Below are 15319 nucleotides of genomic sequence, written 5' to 3' on the forward strand. Positions count from 1 at the left end.
AGGCAACTATTATTGCCAAGCATCCTTAATCCATTGACTTGGCAACACATAGCGGTACCATTTACCACCGCCACCATTCACAGCATCAGGTGGATTAATCTCACCATGGAAAATAATAATTTTAGCACCTTCAGGTTTTACTGGTGGCTTAAAAAACGCCATTGGGATTTTTTGTAAACAGTGATATTTATAACTTTTACACCAGCTATCTGGCCAATAGGTTTGCTTCGCATGTTTATCTACATACCATGACAAATAGGCTTGTTCATTACGGAATTTTTTTCGGATCTCATCAAAGTTCTCACGAAAATATGGTAATAATCCAGGGAAAGCGCCCAATTTAAAACGATATACTGAGCTATTACCTGTGATTCGCCATGGTCGTTTCCAGTCGTGAATAATTAAAAAATCACCTGGATAAGTGAAAAAATCATCCATGTTATCAACGATAACAACATCCAAATCTAAAAATAGCGCGTTTCCCTTTAAGCCATATAAGTCAGGCTCAAAAGTTGAAAGTTTGTTCCAACCACGCTCAGGCGCGCCTTCAGGCAATGCTAACGGTGGAATAGGAAAGCATTTAACATTTGGATCAATTCCTTCTGTACGGTCAGTGAGACAAACCATCTGGAAATCAACAGTCGTGTGTCGTTTCACCATATTGTAAAGACGATTCACATACTCAGAACCATATTTGGTTCCCCACTTCATACACAAAACAATGTTCTGTTCTTGTGCAAACTCTTCTTCTAATAAGACATTGTTTTCATGTATTGACATGCCGTTTTATTCCACCTAATCAATAGCTGCATCATACCACAGAGTTAAAATATTCTTGAACGATAAGAATTCAAACTCGTCAAAATTGAAATCAAATCTTCATTAAATTGTCACGTCTTAGAAACCCTATTTTGTCAAATTAAATTTAATCTGGCTTGAACTAAAATAATGAAAATTACTATTGTCGGCACTGGGTACGTCGGTCTCTCAAATGCGATGATTTTAGCGCAACATCATGAAGTCACCGCCTTAGACATTGATCAAAATAAAGTAAATTTATTGAACAAGAAAATCTCACCTATACAAGACATAGAAATCTCTGATTTTCTAAGTAATAAACTATTAAACTTTAAAGCAACAACTAATGCTGTGGATGCATATTTTCAGGCAGACTATATTCTTATTGCGACACCAACTGATTATGACCCTACAACCAATTTTTTTGACACTTCAAGTGTTGAATCTGTGATCACTGAGATTTTAAGTATCAATCCATTAGCGACGATCATTATCAAATCGACAGTTCCTGTAGGTTACACCCAACAACTAAAAAGTAAATTTGAAACACAGAATATTATATTTTCACCTGAGTTTCTCAGAGAAGGAAAAGCATTGCTGGATAACTTATATCCTTCAAGAATTATAATGGGTGAAAATTCTGAACGAGCACATCAATTTGCAAACATGCTCATAGAGGGTGCTTATAAAAAAGATTGTCCAGTCTTGTTCACTGACTCCACCGAGGCAGAAGCAATCAAACTTTTTGCAAACACCTATTTAGCTATGCGCGTTGCATTCTTCAATGAACTAGATACTTACGCTCAAATATACCGATTGGACACTCGCCAAATGATCGAGGGTGTTTGTTTAGATCCTCGAATTGGTAAATTTTATAACAATCCATCATTCGGTTACGGCGGATATTGTCTTCCTAAAGATACTAAACAATTACTCGCCAACTACGACCAAGTTCCAAGCAATTTAATTCAAGCCATTGTAGATGCGAATATTACTCGCAAAGATTTTATTGCACAGTCTATTTTGGAGAGATGCCCTAGCGTTGTAGGGATATATCGTTTGGTCATGAAAAGTGGTTCAGACAATTTTCGATCGTCAGCAATACAAGGTGTTATGCGTCGTCTCAAAGCACAAGGAATCAAGATCATTATTTACGAACCCACACTTTCAGAGAAAAAATTTCAAAACTCAAAAATCATCAAAACACTGGAAGAATTTAAAAAAAGAGCAGATTTAATTATTAGTAATCGTCATTGCGATAAACTAAATGATGTTGCAGATAAAGTGTATACCAGAGATATTTTTGGTAAAGATGATTAAAAAAGGACTCAATTGAGTCCTTTTTTCAAAGCATTAATTACTTCACATATGTTAACCAGTGAGCATATTTAGGGTCTTTACCTTGTACGGCATCGAAGTATGCTTTTTGGATTTGTGTTGTGATTGGACCACGAACACCTTCACCGATTTGACGATCATCATATTCACGGATTGGCGTTACTTCTGCCGCTGTACCTGTAAAAAATGCCTCATCAGCGATATAGAATTCATCACGTGTGATACGGCGCTCTACAACGTCATATCCAAGGTCTTTCGCAATCGTAATAATGGTTTGACGAGTAATACCATCAAGAGCACCACCAGCGATATCAGGGGTATGAATCACGCCATCACGCACTAAGAATACGTTTTCACCTGAACCTTGACACACATAACCTTGTGGATCAAGTAACATTGCTTCGTCATAACCTGAGTGCGCAACTTCTTGGTGTGCCAAAATAGACAGCGTATAGTTTCCTGATGCTTTCGCCTTACACATCGTCACGTTAGGGTGATGGTGTGTAAAAGAAGAAGTTTTTACACGAATACCCTTCGCCATTGCTTCTTCACCAAGGTAAGCGCCCCAGCTCCACGCAGCAACCACTGCATGAATTGTATTATCCGTCGCTGCAATACCTAGCTTTTCCGAACCAATAAAGATAATTGGACGTAAATAGCAAGAAGCTAATTTATTTTCACGCACCACATCAATTTGAGCTTGTTCTAATGCCGCCTGATCAAACGGAACTTTCATTTGATAAATTTTGGCAGAGTTTAAAAGACGTTTAGTGTGTTCTTTTAAACGGAAAATTGCCGTTCCATTCGGAGTTTCGTAGGCACGGACACCCTCAAATACACCCATACTGTAGTGTAAAGTGTGTGTTAAGACGTGAGTTTTTGCTTCACGCCAATCAACTAATTGTCCATCTTGCCAAATAAAACCATCACGATCAGCCAAATTCATGACCTAAACTCCAAATTTTTATACACAGTCATTTCTATCCAACTACTGATGCAGTTGGATCTATTAATCTTTGCCATAGCTTGCAAACGACCTTACGGGTATCGAGCCAATTCGCAGCACTCACTTGCATGGATTGATTTGCAAGGGCTAAACGATGACTCTCGGCACGTTCACGGAGATAAGCTTGAATCAATGCTGTCGCATCGGCGCTGGATAAGCAGCCAGTTTTTGCGGCATCCTCAAGGATTCGTACATTGTCGGAGTAATGGGCGAGATCAGGATTCGTCCCACTCCATGCTAATACTGCATACTGTGCCATAAATTCGATATCAACGATACCACCTGCATCCTGTTTTAAATGAAAAATTCCATCTTTTTTTTGCTCATTTGATGAGCCTAAATGGTCTTTCATTTTTTGACGCATTTTTAGCACTTCTGCTCTCACCGTTTCTTCATTTCGAGGCAAAGTTAAAATACGACAGCGTAATTCCTCAAACTTTTCTCTTAAGCTTTGCTCACCCGCTATACTACGCGCACGAACAATCGCTTGATGCTCCCAAAGCCATGCATTTTTAAGTTGGTATTGCTCAAAAGCCTTAAGGCTTGTGACGAGAAGCCCAGCTTCTCCTGAAGGACGCAATCGTGTATCAATCTCATACACACGACCATCTAAAGTTTGGGTTGTCATCAGCGACATGAGCTTTTGCCCAACACGCATCGCAAATTCAAAACCACTAATTGGTTTCAAGCCATCTGTATCTGCCTGCTCATCCATATAGTGGATAAAGACTAAATCAAGGTCTGAACCATACCCAAGTTCAATACCGCCTAATTTCCCATACCCAATGACACTGAATGCCATATGATTTTTTGAACAACGTTGACCATCTGCATCTACTGGGTAACCATGTTTTTTTGCTGTAATTTGATATGCTAAATTCAAAGTTGCTTGAACTGAAACCTCAGCAATATCGGTGAGCGCATCAGACACACGCATCAGTGGACTTTCAGCCAATACATCACTTGCTGCTACAGTCAAAACATTCGATTTTTTGAATAAGCGCAATACGCGCATTTGATCTTCCACTTGATCAATTTCAATACGCAGCAGCTGCTGTCTGAGTGAATCCTCCAAATCTTGGCGTTTAGGTAGCTCAAAATCCATTGATAAAAACTCATCGAGTAAAACTGGATAATGGGTTAGCTCTTCACAAATCCATGGGCTTACAGTCGCCATTTTAACGAGTCGCTGTAATGCTCCTTTGCTTTCAATTAACATCACTAGATAGACTGTTCGCCGCATCACAGATTCAACCAGTGGCATCAGCCTTACCAAAGCGACTTGTGGATTATCCGATTCAAGAACAGCTTGAATCAGATGAGGCCAAAACTCTTTTAAACGATTAACTGCTTTAGCGGGTAATTTTTTGATGGCATGTCCATACCAAAATTCACGAACCAAATTTTTAGCAGACTCATCTAAAACTTCATTCAATTGCTGCTCTATTTGGCTAAAGCTTTCAACCAATGGATCTACTTCTTTTTCTTTAATTAAATGCTCAAACTGATAAGTTACTATAGCGCGCTTCTCATTGAGAACATCTAAGAACGCATCCCAACTTTCAAATCCAAGTGTTTCTACGATGCGATTTCTTTGGTCAACCTCAGTAGGCAGTGATTGTGTTTGTTGGTCATTTAAGGCTTGAATGGCATGTTCCACACGACGCAAGAATAAATAAGCATTTTCAAGCTCATCCACCACTTCAGGTTCAAGTAATCCAACAACCCCCAAATGATGTAGACTCACTAAACATTGACGGTCTTGTAGCTCAAGTTTTGAACCACCATAAATCAACTGGAAAACTTGAACGATAAACTCGACTTCACGAATACCACCTGCACCAAGTTTAATATCATCTTCAATATTTCTACGTTGAACTTCACGCTCAATCATCGCTTTCATTTCACGCATCGCTGCAAAAGCAGTGTAGTCCACATAACGGCGGAATACAAAAGGTCGAGTCATTTCCAGAAGCTCATCCCCTTCCTTTCCTCCTGTAACAATACGCGCCTTTATCCATGCATAACGCTCCCACTCACGCCCATGTTGACTGAGATACTTTTCAAGTGCCGCATGACTGATTGCTAGTGCTGAACCATCACCCCATGGTCGCAATCGCATATCCACTCGGAATACAAATCCATCTGCGGTGATATGTTCCAACAAATAAATAATTTTTTGCCCCCAAAGGATGCAAAATTGCTGAACATCAATACATTTACGACCATTGGTTTCACCTTGCTCATCGAAGGCAAATATAAGATCAATATCACTGGATAAATTAAGTTCCTGAGCCCCCAATTTACCCATTGCAATCACGATAAGGTCTTGAAGCTTACCGTTATAGCCGATCGGCTCTCCATGTTTGGCTTGCAATGGACGATAAGCGAAGCTTTTGGCTGCATCAATACTGGCATCGGCAAAGTCTGAAAGCTCACGAGTCAATGTAATAACTGAAATGAGGCGGTTCGCATCCTGCCAAATCCACCGAAACATTAACCGTGCTCGCAAAATTCGAATTTTTTGCATCCATTCTTTTTCATCCTGAATGTCAGCAAGTTCTTTTTGTACAATGTGATAGATTTGTTCAGTACTTAAAAATTTATTAAATTGATCAGATGAATAATCTTGTTCTAATAATGTTTGATGTAAATTATAAACTTGTTCCGCGTATTGACTGGCTCTAAGAGTTTTTTGCAACTGATCAGCATTCATTTGAAAAAAAGCCTGAATAAATCTAAAACTCTTTTATATCAGTCCTTACGCAATTTGTGGACTATTTAGTTCACTTTTTCCAAAGATGTTTGATTACTCGTATTTGGGGTGGCAGGTAACGCTGCATGAGTGTCTGCTTCAGGTAATATGACTTTAAAAGTCGTACCTTGACCTTGTTGAGAACTGACACAAATTTCACCATGATTCAAATCAACAAATCTTTTACATAACACCAAACCTAAACCAGCACCTTTTTCACCAGATGTACCACGAATAGATACCTTCAAATCCGGTTGAAAAAGCTTCTCAATTTGCTGTGGTGTCATACCTAAACCTGTATCTCGAATGGCAATTTCGACACCTTGATCGCATTTTGATGCTTCGATATAAACTTTTCCAGTTCCATCCACATGAGTAAACTTCAAAGCATTGGATACCAAGTTTTGAATCACTGATGTGATCATATTAATGTCGGCAAAGACTTTTAACTCTTGCGGCACACTTTCAATTAATTGAATATTTTTTTTCACAGCCAACGTGTTTAAAACATCAAAAACGATTTTTGTCACCTGTTTAAGCTCAAACTGAATAGGATGATAGACAAATCTCCCGCCTTCAGCCATTGCCCAATTTAATAGGCTTTCCAATAAGTTATAAGTCGATTGAGCGGTATCATGTAAATACTCAGCGATATTCTGTACACTGTCCTCATCCAAACTTTCACGCTCATTGGCCAATACATCAGAAAAACCTAATAAGCCATGAAATGGTGCGCGTAAATCGTGTGCAATGATTTGAAAGAATTTTGTTTTACTGAAATTAAGTGCCGATTGTTGTTCATATAATTCTTTGAGTTCCGCATAATCCGAATGAAGCTCTAATATACGAATTAAGCTCATTGAAAAATCATAAACCAGCTCTAAATTTTGATCATCAAAAGGTTGGTGCTGATTATCAAATAAAATCACTTGACCAATTGAAAAATCATCATTCACTTTTAAATCAATGGCTATAATTCGCTCGTGATCAACTCCGAGTTGATGAATATGTGCTGAAAAAGATGAATAATTAGGATGATCACGACTGATCGAAGTTTGACCCGCGAAATATGGTAATAATTTTGCTTTTTTATTGGCATTAAAAGCTTTAAATCCATTTGGAGAAGAATGCCACACATATGGTTCATCATGAAAAGCTAAGATTGCTGACTCCGCATTTAAAATGCCACGCGCAAATCTTAAAAAACTCTCAAGTTGATTTTTTGGCGTTGATACACCGAGTAAAAGAGACATTTTGCAGGCACTGAGCTGATCAGCTTGATCGACATCTATAAATTCTATTTTCATGTCTACATCCTGCCATGGAGTAAAGGGGAATAATGATCGATTACATTTTATTTTTTCATTTCACAGTAAAGAAATGAAACCTTATTTCATCAAGACTAATACATTCTCAAATATTAAGAAAGTGCATTTTTGAGGACTGAATATCTAGCTAAAGCATGAGTCGTACTTTACAAAACGTAAGCGTCTAGTGAAGATCGATTGAATAAACCATAACTATTTATTATTAAAATAAAATTTACTCAATCCTTATCTTATATTATTCATCTAATCTTCATTTGAAATTTTAAAATTCCTTTATTTATTTAAAACAAATAAAAAGGCCCTCAAGTCTGATTATGCTTGAAGGCCTTTAAGTATTTGGTCCCGAGGGTCGGACTCGAACCGACACGTCATCTCTGACAGCGGATTTTGAGTCCGCCGCGTCTACCAATTTCACCACCTCGGGAAAGGTTGTGTTCGGTATAATATCGTTTTTCTTTTCTTTGTCAATGCATAACCTGACTCAAGCGCCTATTTTTAAATCAATAGCATGCATTATGCTTTTTTAACCACCAAACTCAGCTCGAACTGGGCAAAAAAAGCATATACTAATGCCAAAATTTTTGCTGATTCCATTTTTATATTCTTATGCAACTATCTGATTTTAGCTTTGAACTCCCAGACGAACTTATTGCCCGTTACCCTCTTGAAGAACGAAGTGCTTCTCGCCTGCTTCATCTTAAGGCGGATGGTCAGTATGATGATCACCAATTTACCGATATTTTAGACCTGTTTAATGAAGGTGATTTATTAGTTCTCAATGATACCAAGGTAATGAAAGCTCGCTTGAAAGGTAAGCGTGCTTCGGGTGGTGCGATTGAGGTTCTGGTTGAAAGAATGCTTGATCAATTTATTGCTCATTGCCATATCAAAGCAAGTAACTCACCAAAACCAGGTGCTGAGCTTTTTGTCGGATCAGATGAGGTTAAAGTTAAGGTTCAAGGGCGCCATGAAAATCTCTATGTGGTGGAATTTTCCAAACCAATCTTAGATGTATTGGATCAGTATGGTGCATTGCCTATTCCACCTTACTTCAACCGAGAAGCAGAAGATATTGATACTGTACGTTATCAAACCGTATTTAATGATCCTACAAAAATTGCCAGCGTTGCTGCTCCAACGGCATCTCTGCATTTCGATGAACTACTATTAAAAAAACTTGAAGATAAAGGTGTAAACAAGACATTTGTCACTTTACATGTAGGTGCAGGTACATTTTTACCAGTACGTACAACCGATATCGAAAATCACATCATGCACAGTGAATGGTGCCAAGTCAGCGATGAAGCTATGGCGTTGATTAAAGCCACTAAAGATCGAGGTAATAAAGTGATTGCCGTCGGAACGACTGCAACACGCGCAACAGAAAGCGCGGCTCAAGCCAATGGTGGCGAACTGAAGGGCTGGACTGGTGATACTCAGATTTTTATTTATCCTGGTTATGAATTCAAAGTGGTAGATCGCTTGATTACTAACTTCCACCTTCCAGAATCAACATTATTAATGCTTGTTTCAGCCCTGTCCAATCGTGATTATATTTTGAATGCGTATCAACATGCTGTAAAAGAACGGTATCGTTTCTTTAGTTATGGTGACGCAATGTTGATTGACCAAGCAAAAGATTAGGATCTGATCTATGCCGATTGATTCTGTTCAGCAACTGCTTCACCTTCGCACCCGAAAGAACAAGCAAATTATGGCCAGTGTTGATCGGCTTTGGGCTCTTGGACGTTCTGCTCAACATTCTGATGACATCCTGCAAGGATTACATCCATGGGGTTCGAATACCCAACTCTTTTTTCACAATGGCATACCTAAATTTTTAGTTACGCTTGCCATCATATTCATTGTTTTTTCGCTCTTTCCTATTTTTGACACATTAAAATGGATGGCATATAGCGCAGCGGCGATACTTATCCTGATTGCATATATAATTTATGAACCAAATAAACCTATTCATGAAGTGATTTCATTTCTTGAAGAGCGAATGATTGGTTTTAAATTCGGTATAGAAGCTTATTCAACGCCATCACACCTTGGAACAAATAGACATAACACCTTGATCATAAGTCAGCTAAGGCAAAAATTTCCTTTGTTTAACCAAGGCAACCATGCCAATGACATTTTAAAATTTGCCTCTACCACGTGGAAAAACGCTCAAAACCAAGATTTCCCTGTTATGCTTTTTCATTACCGATTTATTGATGAAGTCAATCTGCCTGAGCAAAACAAAACACCACAAAAATTAAAAAAAATTGAACGTCATCGTTGGGGCGTATTTGTATTTGATATATCACCACTAGGATTAGCGACGACCAGTAGAAAGAAAGGGTTCACCACACCATATACAGAGCGCTGGGAGAGCAGTGATTTAGAGCTACGTAAAAAAGTTCAGATTTACGGTACAGATCGTTTACAACTCGCAAAGATCATGACGCCATCAACCACACTCAAACTGATTAAATTTTATCGAATTCACCAGGGCGACTTAATTTTCCACCCTCATGACCATATCATGTGTTATTTGGGAGATCGCGATTTATTTGACGTCACACACAAACTTGAAATCAAAGAGATCAAAAATATATCCGCTTTGCGCGGTTACTTAAGAACATTAACCATGCCAAATTATCAACAACTCAAACAGAGCATGCTAAACTTAGTTGCATAATAACGATCATATTAGGTAATACGTGTGGGCTTATTCATTTTTCTTTCTATCTTTGTTTTGATTATTGTTTGGGGAATATGGGTTCGAAATAATATCGTTCGATATTTGAATGCTTCTCAGCGTGCTTGGTCAGATGTCGCAAATTTTGAACGTCAGAAAATTAAAACATTAGAGCATCTTGAGCAAAATTTATCTCAATACACTGAGTTTGAAAAATCAACATTAGAAAATATCACAGCCTTAAGGCAACAAATCCTAAATCTCAATACACAATCATCTGATATAGCTCAGCTTCAGCATATTGAAGCGCTAAGTCAATCGTTAATGAAAAGTTTAAATGTGGTTGTTGAAAATTATCCAGATCTCAAAGCTGATCAGCTTTACAACCAAATGATGCATGACATTCAAGAGCAAAATGAAAATGTCAGTGCTGCAATTTCAATATTCAATCGAAATGTCGAAGAGTTTAATAACTTGATTCAAGTTTTTCCGAATAACTTAATCAACAGTATCAGCCTCGCAAAGAAACCTATTCGCCCATTTACAGATCATCAAGCGCAACAAAATTTTGATTATCGCCCTAATTTCAAATAAGGATTCCACCTTAAAAAGTGGCAATATCTTAGAGAATCACATTGTTTATCCATTACGATTTATCATATTAGGGTTTAGGGTACAGCAAAAACTGTACATCTGAGCAAAGAATAAGCAGGTTTCTTCATTGTTTAGCAAGATCATGAATCTCTTGTAATTTTTCATAAAAAAAATCCAAGTCGTTAAGAATAATGTAATTTTTCTAGCATAAACTGCGCGAATCTAGGAAAATAGAGCGCTTTATCGCTATCAATCAGCGAACTGTTTTTTCGCCTCGATTTGGACAATTTATGAAGTTTGAAAAATTAGGTCAGTCTGGTCGCGCTCGACGCGGACGCTTAACCTTGGAACATGGTGTCGTTGAAACACCGATGTTTATGCCTGTCGGAACTTACGGTACTGTTAAAGGCATGCTCCCACGTGATATTGAAGAAATTAAATCACAGGTCATTTTAGGGAATACCTTTCATTTATATCTACGCCCTGGTCTAGATGTCATTCGTGAGCACGGTGGTCTACATGGTTTTATGAAATGGAATAAACCAATTTTGACTGACTCTGGTGGCTTCCAAGTATTTAGCTTAGGCGCAATGCGTAGTATCAAAGAAGACGGCGTAACATTCCGCTCTCCAATTGATGGCTCTAAAGTCTTCCTTTCTCCTGAAATTTCGATGGATATTCAACATACATTGAATTCAGATATCGTGATGATTTTTGATGAATGTACACCCTATCCAGCGACTCACGAAGAAGCTCAGAAATCGCTACAACTTTCATTGCGTTGGGCAAAGCGTTGTAAGACTCAACATCATGATGTGTTAAAAAACCGCAATGCCCTGTTTGGTATTATTCAAGGCGGCATGTATGAAGACCTCCGCCAAGAATCACTAAATGGATTAAAAGAAATCGGTTTTGATGGTTACGCGATTGGCGGTCTTTCTGTAGGCGAGCCAAAAGAAGAGATGATCAAAGTCCTTGATTATCTTCCAGAGCAAATGCCTGCGGATAAACCACGTTATTTAATGGGTGTAGGCAAACCAGAAGACATCGTTGAAGCTGTTCGTCGTGGTGTAGACATGTTTGACTGTGTAATGCCAACTCGTAACGCACGTAATGGACATTATTTTGTTACGGACGGTTTAGTGCGTATACGAAATGCGAAATACCGCCATGATCAAAGCCCACTTGATCCGCATTGTGATTGTTACACTTGTACCAACTTTACCCGTTCGTATCTATACCATTTAGAAAAATGTGGTGAGATGCTTGCATCAATGCTTGGCACAATCCATAACCTCCGTTATTACTTGCGTTTAGCAGAAATGATGCGTGATGCATTAGATAACGGAACATTTGATGATTTTGTTCACGATTTTTATGCACGCCGTGGGCTTGAAGTACCACCTTGTCCGCAAGATTAATACATCAGTATTTGCGCTGAGCAAAAAGACAATGTAAATTGCTGAACAAGCCGATTTTTTATCATCTTTTTTGATATTTTTAGTTTAGGAAAATGAAATGAGCGTTTTTATTTCGACTGCACACGCAGCTGGTGAAGCTGCACAACAACCAAGCTTAGTTGCTAACTTATTGATGATTGCAGTATTCATTGCAATTTTCTACTTCTTAATTTGGCGTCCTCAAGCAAAACGTGCGAAAGAACATCGCACTTTGGTTGAGAGCTTAGGCGTTGGCAGCGAAATCGTTTTTGCAGGCGGTTTAATGGGCCGTATTACTAAACTCGAAGGTGATTTCGCTGTGGTTGAATTAAACCGTGGCAACGAAGTTAAAATTCAGCGTGCAAGCGTGATTTCAGTATTACCTGAAGGCACTCTAAATAACCTTTAATTATAAAATAGTCGTGCAGCTGCACGACTTTTTTCATTTTAAGAAGAAAGCGAATGCGTTACCCAGCATGGAAATATTTACTCATTCTAGTTGTACTAGTCGTGAGTACATTATATGCCCTGCCAAGTTTGTATCCTGATGAACCAGCTGTCCAAATTTCTGGTGCAAAAGCTGGTTCTGTCATTGATGACACAGTGATTCAAAAAGCAGAGCAACTATTAAAAAGCAACAATATCCAATCCCACAATAACAGCTTTACTCAAAATGCTGCCCTTCTACGTTTAGACACTTCTGAAGCCCAATTAAAAGCAAAAGATATCCTACGTGAAGGTCTGGGTGAAAACTATGTTGTTGCATTAAACCTCGCACCAACAACACCTGAATGGTTACAGAAAATCGGTGCACGACCAATGAAACTTGGTCTTGATTTGCGCGGTGGTGTCCACTTCCTCCTTGAGGTGGATATGGACAAAGCGATTGCGCAGCGTATGGAAACATCGGCTGCTGATTTGCGACGCGAATTCCGTGAGAACAAGATCAAATTCAATAGTCTTTCACTAAATAACAATGCGATCACTGTTCAATTTGCTAACAATGAAGATCGTGCAGCAGCGATGGATCAACTTCGTCGTAACGGTAATAAATATACTCAACAAGCACTTGCAACTGAAAATGGTGCCAGTCTTCGTTTAACCTATACAGATACCACAAAGCAAGAAATTCAGTCGTATGCGTTAGATCAAAACTTAACAACACTTCGTAATCGTATTAATGAACTTGGTGTTGCAGAAGCATTGGTTCAAACCCAAGGTAGCAACCGTATTGTGGTTGAATTACCAGGTGTCCAAGACACAGCTGAAGCAAAACGTATCTTAGGTCGTACAGCAAACTTAGAATTCCGTTTGGTGTCTGATCTAAATGATCAATATATTGATCCTTATTCAGGGAAATATAATGGTCAACCCTTACCTCCAGGGACAGAAGTATTCGCCTATGAGTCTTTAGACAGTGGTCGTGAACTTTTACTTAACCGTAATCGTATTCTGACGGGTGAGCGTGTACAAAATGCTTCTTCAGGCTTTGGACAAGATAGTGGTACAGCAGAAGTTAACATTACCCTTGATAATGCAGGTGGTAAGTTAATGTCAGATGCGACTCGTAGCGCTGTTGGTAAGCGTATGGCGGTACTGTTCATTGAGAATAAACAACGTATCAGTTACGTTGAAGATCCTGAAACAGGTGCACAAACTGAAGTACGCACACCATATACTGAATCTGTCGTCATTAATGCAGCAAATATTCAAGCAGTACTGGGTTCACAGTTCCGTATTACTGGTTTAGATTCACCTCAAGAAGCAGCTGAGCTAGCTTTAATGCTTCGTGCAGGTGCGCTCGCTGCGCCAATGTACTTTGTTGAAGAGCGTGTTATCGGTCCAAGCTTAGGCCAAGAAAACATCGATAAGGGTGTACTATCCACTCAAATTGGATTCATCTTGGTCGCAATTTGGATGGTGGTATTCTTCCGTTTATTCGGTGTCATTGCGAACTTCGCTCTAGTATTCAACTTAGCAATGATCTTGACGGTTATGTCTTGGATCGGTGCTTCATTAACGCTGCCAGGTATTGCAGGTATCGTTATTACCATCGGTATGGCGGTGGATGCAAACGTTCTAATTTGCGAGCGAATACGCGAGGAAATCAAATGGGGAGCATCGCCTAAACAGGCGATTGTTGCAGGTTATGATCGAGCTTATAACACCATCTTTGACTCGAACTTAACCACATTCCTTGTTGCATTTATCCTCTTTGCCATTGGTACTGGTCCGATCAAAGGATTTGCCGTGACACTCATGATTGGTATTGTTTGCTCGATGTTTACTGCGATTACAGTAACCCGTGCAATTGTACAGATCATTTACGGTAAAAAACGTAACTTGAAAAAGTTGAGCATTTAGGAGATCTATCATGACTGAAAATACTCAACTCGAATCAAAACAATACGGCCGTCCAGACAACGAACGCGTAATTCCTTTCATGAAGATTGCAAAGCCAGCAGCTTGGCTTTCAATCATCCTGACTATTGCAAGTATCTTCTTTATCGCGACTAAAGGTCTGAATTTAGGATTAGACTTTACTGGCGGTGTTTCAGCTGAACTGAATTATGCCAATCCTGTAAAACCCTCTGAAGTGACGCAAGCATTAAGTGATGCGGGTTTTAATGATGCTGTTGTTCAAACCTTAGGTTCTGAACGAGATTTAATGGTTCGTATGCCCGTACAAGAAGATATTGAAGCGGAAGATCTAACCAAAGCAATTACCACCGCAGTTCAATTAGACAATAATACCGTGACTGTACCTAAGGTAGATGTTGTTGGTGGTCAAGTCGGAAACGAACTTTACATTAAATCAGCAGGTGCTGTGGCTTTGGCTCTGATTATCATGCTGATTTATGTGACGATTCGCTTCGAATTCAAGTTGGCAATGGGTGCAGTTCTATCGCTATTTCACGATATTATCGTGACTCTTGGTATTTTTGCATTGATGCAGTGGCCATTTGACCTAACCGTTTTAGCTGCTCTTCTAGCGATTATTGGTTTCTCATTAAACGATAATATTGTTGTCTCGGATCGTATTCGTGAGAACTTCCGTAAAATTCGTGGGGCAGAACCTCTTGAGATCATCAATATTGCATTGACTGAAACCTTACGTCGTACCATCCACACTTCGATGACGCTATTGCTTGTGGTCGTTGCTATGATGATCATGGGCGGCGATGGTTTGAAATGGTTCTCGATTGCAATGTTTGTCGGTGTTTTTGTCGGAACATATTCTTCGATTTATATCGGTACTGCATTTGCATTGTGGCGTGGTCTGAACCGCCAAGACTTTATTGTTCAAGTAAAACCTGAATTCGAAGAGGAAGAAGAAATTCCTCAATAAACCTTCAGTACAAAAAAGCCCAT

Annotated in this window: 12 protein-coding genes and 1 tRNA gene; 8 read left to right on the plus strand and 5 right to left on the minus strand. The window is 39.0% G+C overall.

Going from position 1 to position 15319, the window contains the following annotated elements; all coding sequences use genetic code 11:
* Positions 1–9: 9 nt before the first annotated feature.
* Positions 10–780, minus strand: a complete 771-nt coding sequence (locus tag AC1M9A_RS10510) for a glycosyltransferase (protein ID WP_481610156.1) — start codon at positions 778–780, stop codon at positions 10–12.
* Between the two features lie 168 nt (positions 781–948).
* Between AC1M9A_RS10510 and AC1M9A_RS10515 the strand changes: the two genes are divergently transcribed.
* Positions 949–2118 (plus strand): nucleotide sugar dehydrogenase, encoded by a 1170-nt coding sequence (locus AC1M9A_RS10515; RefSeq protein ID WP_481610157.1) that lies wholly within the window; start codon positions 949–951, stop codon positions 2116–2118.
* Positions 2119–2155: 37 nt separating this feature from the next.
* Here the strand turns inward: AC1M9A_RS10515 and AC1M9A_RS10520 are convergent, their stop codons facing one another.
* From AC1M9A_RS10520 to AC1M9A_RS10535, 4 genes are all read right to left on the minus strand, one after another.
* Entirely contained in the window at positions 2156–3082 is a 927-nt protein-coding gene (locus AC1M9A_RS10520) for a branched-chain amino acid transaminase (protein ID WP_035265589.1), read from the minus strand.
* A 34-nt stretch (positions 3083–3116) separates the two neighbouring features.
* Positions 3117–5858, minus strand: coding sequence for a bifunctional [glutamate--ammonia ligase]-adenylyl-L-tyrosine phosphorylase/[glutamate--ammonia-ligase] adenylyltransferase (gene glnE, locus AC1M9A_RS10525; RefSeq protein WP_180028868.1), 2742 nt, complete (start codon positions 5856–5858; stop codon positions 3117–3119).
* 65 nt (positions 5859–5923) lie between these two features.
* Positions 5924–7204, minus strand: coding sequence for a sensor histidine kinase (locus AC1M9A_RS10530; RefSeq protein ID WP_035265593.1), 1281 nt, complete (start codon positions 7202–7204; stop codon positions 5924–5926).
* 358 nt (positions 7205–7562) lie between these two features.
* Positions 7563–7649 (minus strand) — tRNA-Leu (locus AC1M9A_RS10535).
* Between the two features lie 182 nt (positions 7650–7831).
* On the opposite strand from AC1M9A_RS10535, the gene queA reads away from it, so the two are divergent.
* The 7 genes from queA to secF all read left to right on the plus strand — a co-directional run bounded on the left by queA (position 7832) and on the right by secF (position 15296).
* A complete protein-coding gene (queA, locus tag AC1M9A_RS10540) occupies positions 7832–8869 on the plus strand; it encodes a tRNA preQ1(34) S-adenosylmethionine ribosyltransferase-isomerase QueA (protein ID WP_481610158.1) in 1038 nt (345 codons plus the stop codon).
* Positions 8870–8879: 10 nt separating this feature from the next.
* Positions 8880–9914 (plus strand): hypothetical protein, encoded by a 1035-nt coding sequence (locus AC1M9A_RS10545; RefSeq protein ID WP_481610159.1) that lies wholly within the window; start codon positions 8880–8882, stop codon positions 9912–9914.
* 24 nt (positions 9915–9938) lie between these two features.
* Positions 9939–10508 carry a LemA family protein gene (locus AC1M9A_RS10550; RefSeq protein ID WP_481610160.1) on the plus strand — a complete coding sequence of 190 codons (570 nt, stop codon included), beginning with the start codon at positions 9939–9941 and terminating at the stop codon, positions 10506–10508.
* Positions 10509–10798: 290 nt separating this feature from the next.
* The gene (gene tgt / locus AC1M9A_RS10555) at positions 10799–11929 is read left to right on the plus strand and encodes a tRNA guanosine(34) transglycosylase Tgt (protein ID WP_035265598.1); all 1131 of its coding nucleotides are present in this window, start codon (positions 10799–10801) and stop codon (positions 11927–11929) included.
* A 97-nt stretch (positions 11930–12026) separates the two neighbouring features.
* A complete protein-coding gene (gene yajC / locus AC1M9A_RS10560; RefSeq protein WP_481610161.1) occupies positions 12027–12356 on the plus strand; it encodes a preprotein translocase subunit YajC in 330 nt (109 codons plus the stop codon).
* Positions 12357–12409: 53 nt separating this feature from the next.
* Complete coding sequence (secD, locus tag AC1M9A_RS10565) at positions 12410–14311, plus strand: protein translocase subunit SecD (protein WP_481610162.1); 1902 nt, start codon at positions 12410–12412, stop codon at positions 14309–14311.
* A gap of 7 nt (positions 14312–14318) precedes the next feature.
* Positions 14319–15296 (plus strand): protein translocase subunit SecF, encoded by a 978-nt coding sequence (gene secF, locus AC1M9A_RS10570; RefSeq protein ID WP_481610177.1) that lies wholly within the window; start codon positions 14319–14321, stop codon positions 15294–15296.
* Positions 15297–15319 lie beyond the last annotated feature (23 nt).

The organism is Acinetobacter sp. ANC_7634 (assembly GCF_056779875.1).

Bases quoted from the DNA above. Each gene is read 5' to 3' on its own strand.
- AC1M9A_RS10510 (WP_481610156.1), bottom strand. From the start codon at position 780: ATGTCAATACATGAAAACAATGTCTTATTAGAAGAAGAGTTTGCACAA.
- AC1M9A_RS10515 (WP_481610157.1), top strand. From the start codon at position 949: ATGAAAATTACTATTGTCGGCACTGGGTACGTCGGTCTCTCAAATGCG.
- AC1M9A_RS10520 (WP_035265589.1), bottom strand. From the start codon at position 3,082: ATGAATTTGGCTGATCGTGATGGTTTTATTTGGCAAGATGGACAATTA.
- glnE (WP_180028868.1), bottom strand. From the start codon at position 5,858: ATGAATGCTGATCAGTTGCAAAAAACTCTTAGAGCCAGTCAATACGCG.
- AC1M9A_RS10530 (WP_035265593.1), bottom strand. From the start codon at position 7,204: ATGAAAATAGAATTTATAGATGTCGATCAAGCTGATCAGCTCAGTGCC.
- queA (WP_481610158.1), top strand. From the start codon at position 7,832: ATGCAACTATCTGATTTTAGCTTTGAACTCCCAGACGAACTTATTGCC.
- AC1M9A_RS10545 (WP_481610159.1), top strand. From the start codon at position 8,880: ATGCCGATTGATTCTGTTCAGCAACTGCTTCACCTTCGCACCCGAAAG.
- tgt (WP_035265598.1), top strand. From the start codon at position 10,799: ATGAAGTTTGAAAAATTAGGTCAGTCTGGTCGCGCTCGACGCGGACGC.
- yajC (WP_481610161.1), top strand. From the start codon at position 12,027: ATGAGCGTTTTTATTTCGACTGCACACGCAGCTGGTGAAGCTGCACAA.
- secD (WP_481610162.1), top strand. From the start codon at position 12,410: ATGCGTTACCCAGCATGGAAATATTTACTCATTCTAGTTGTACTAGTC.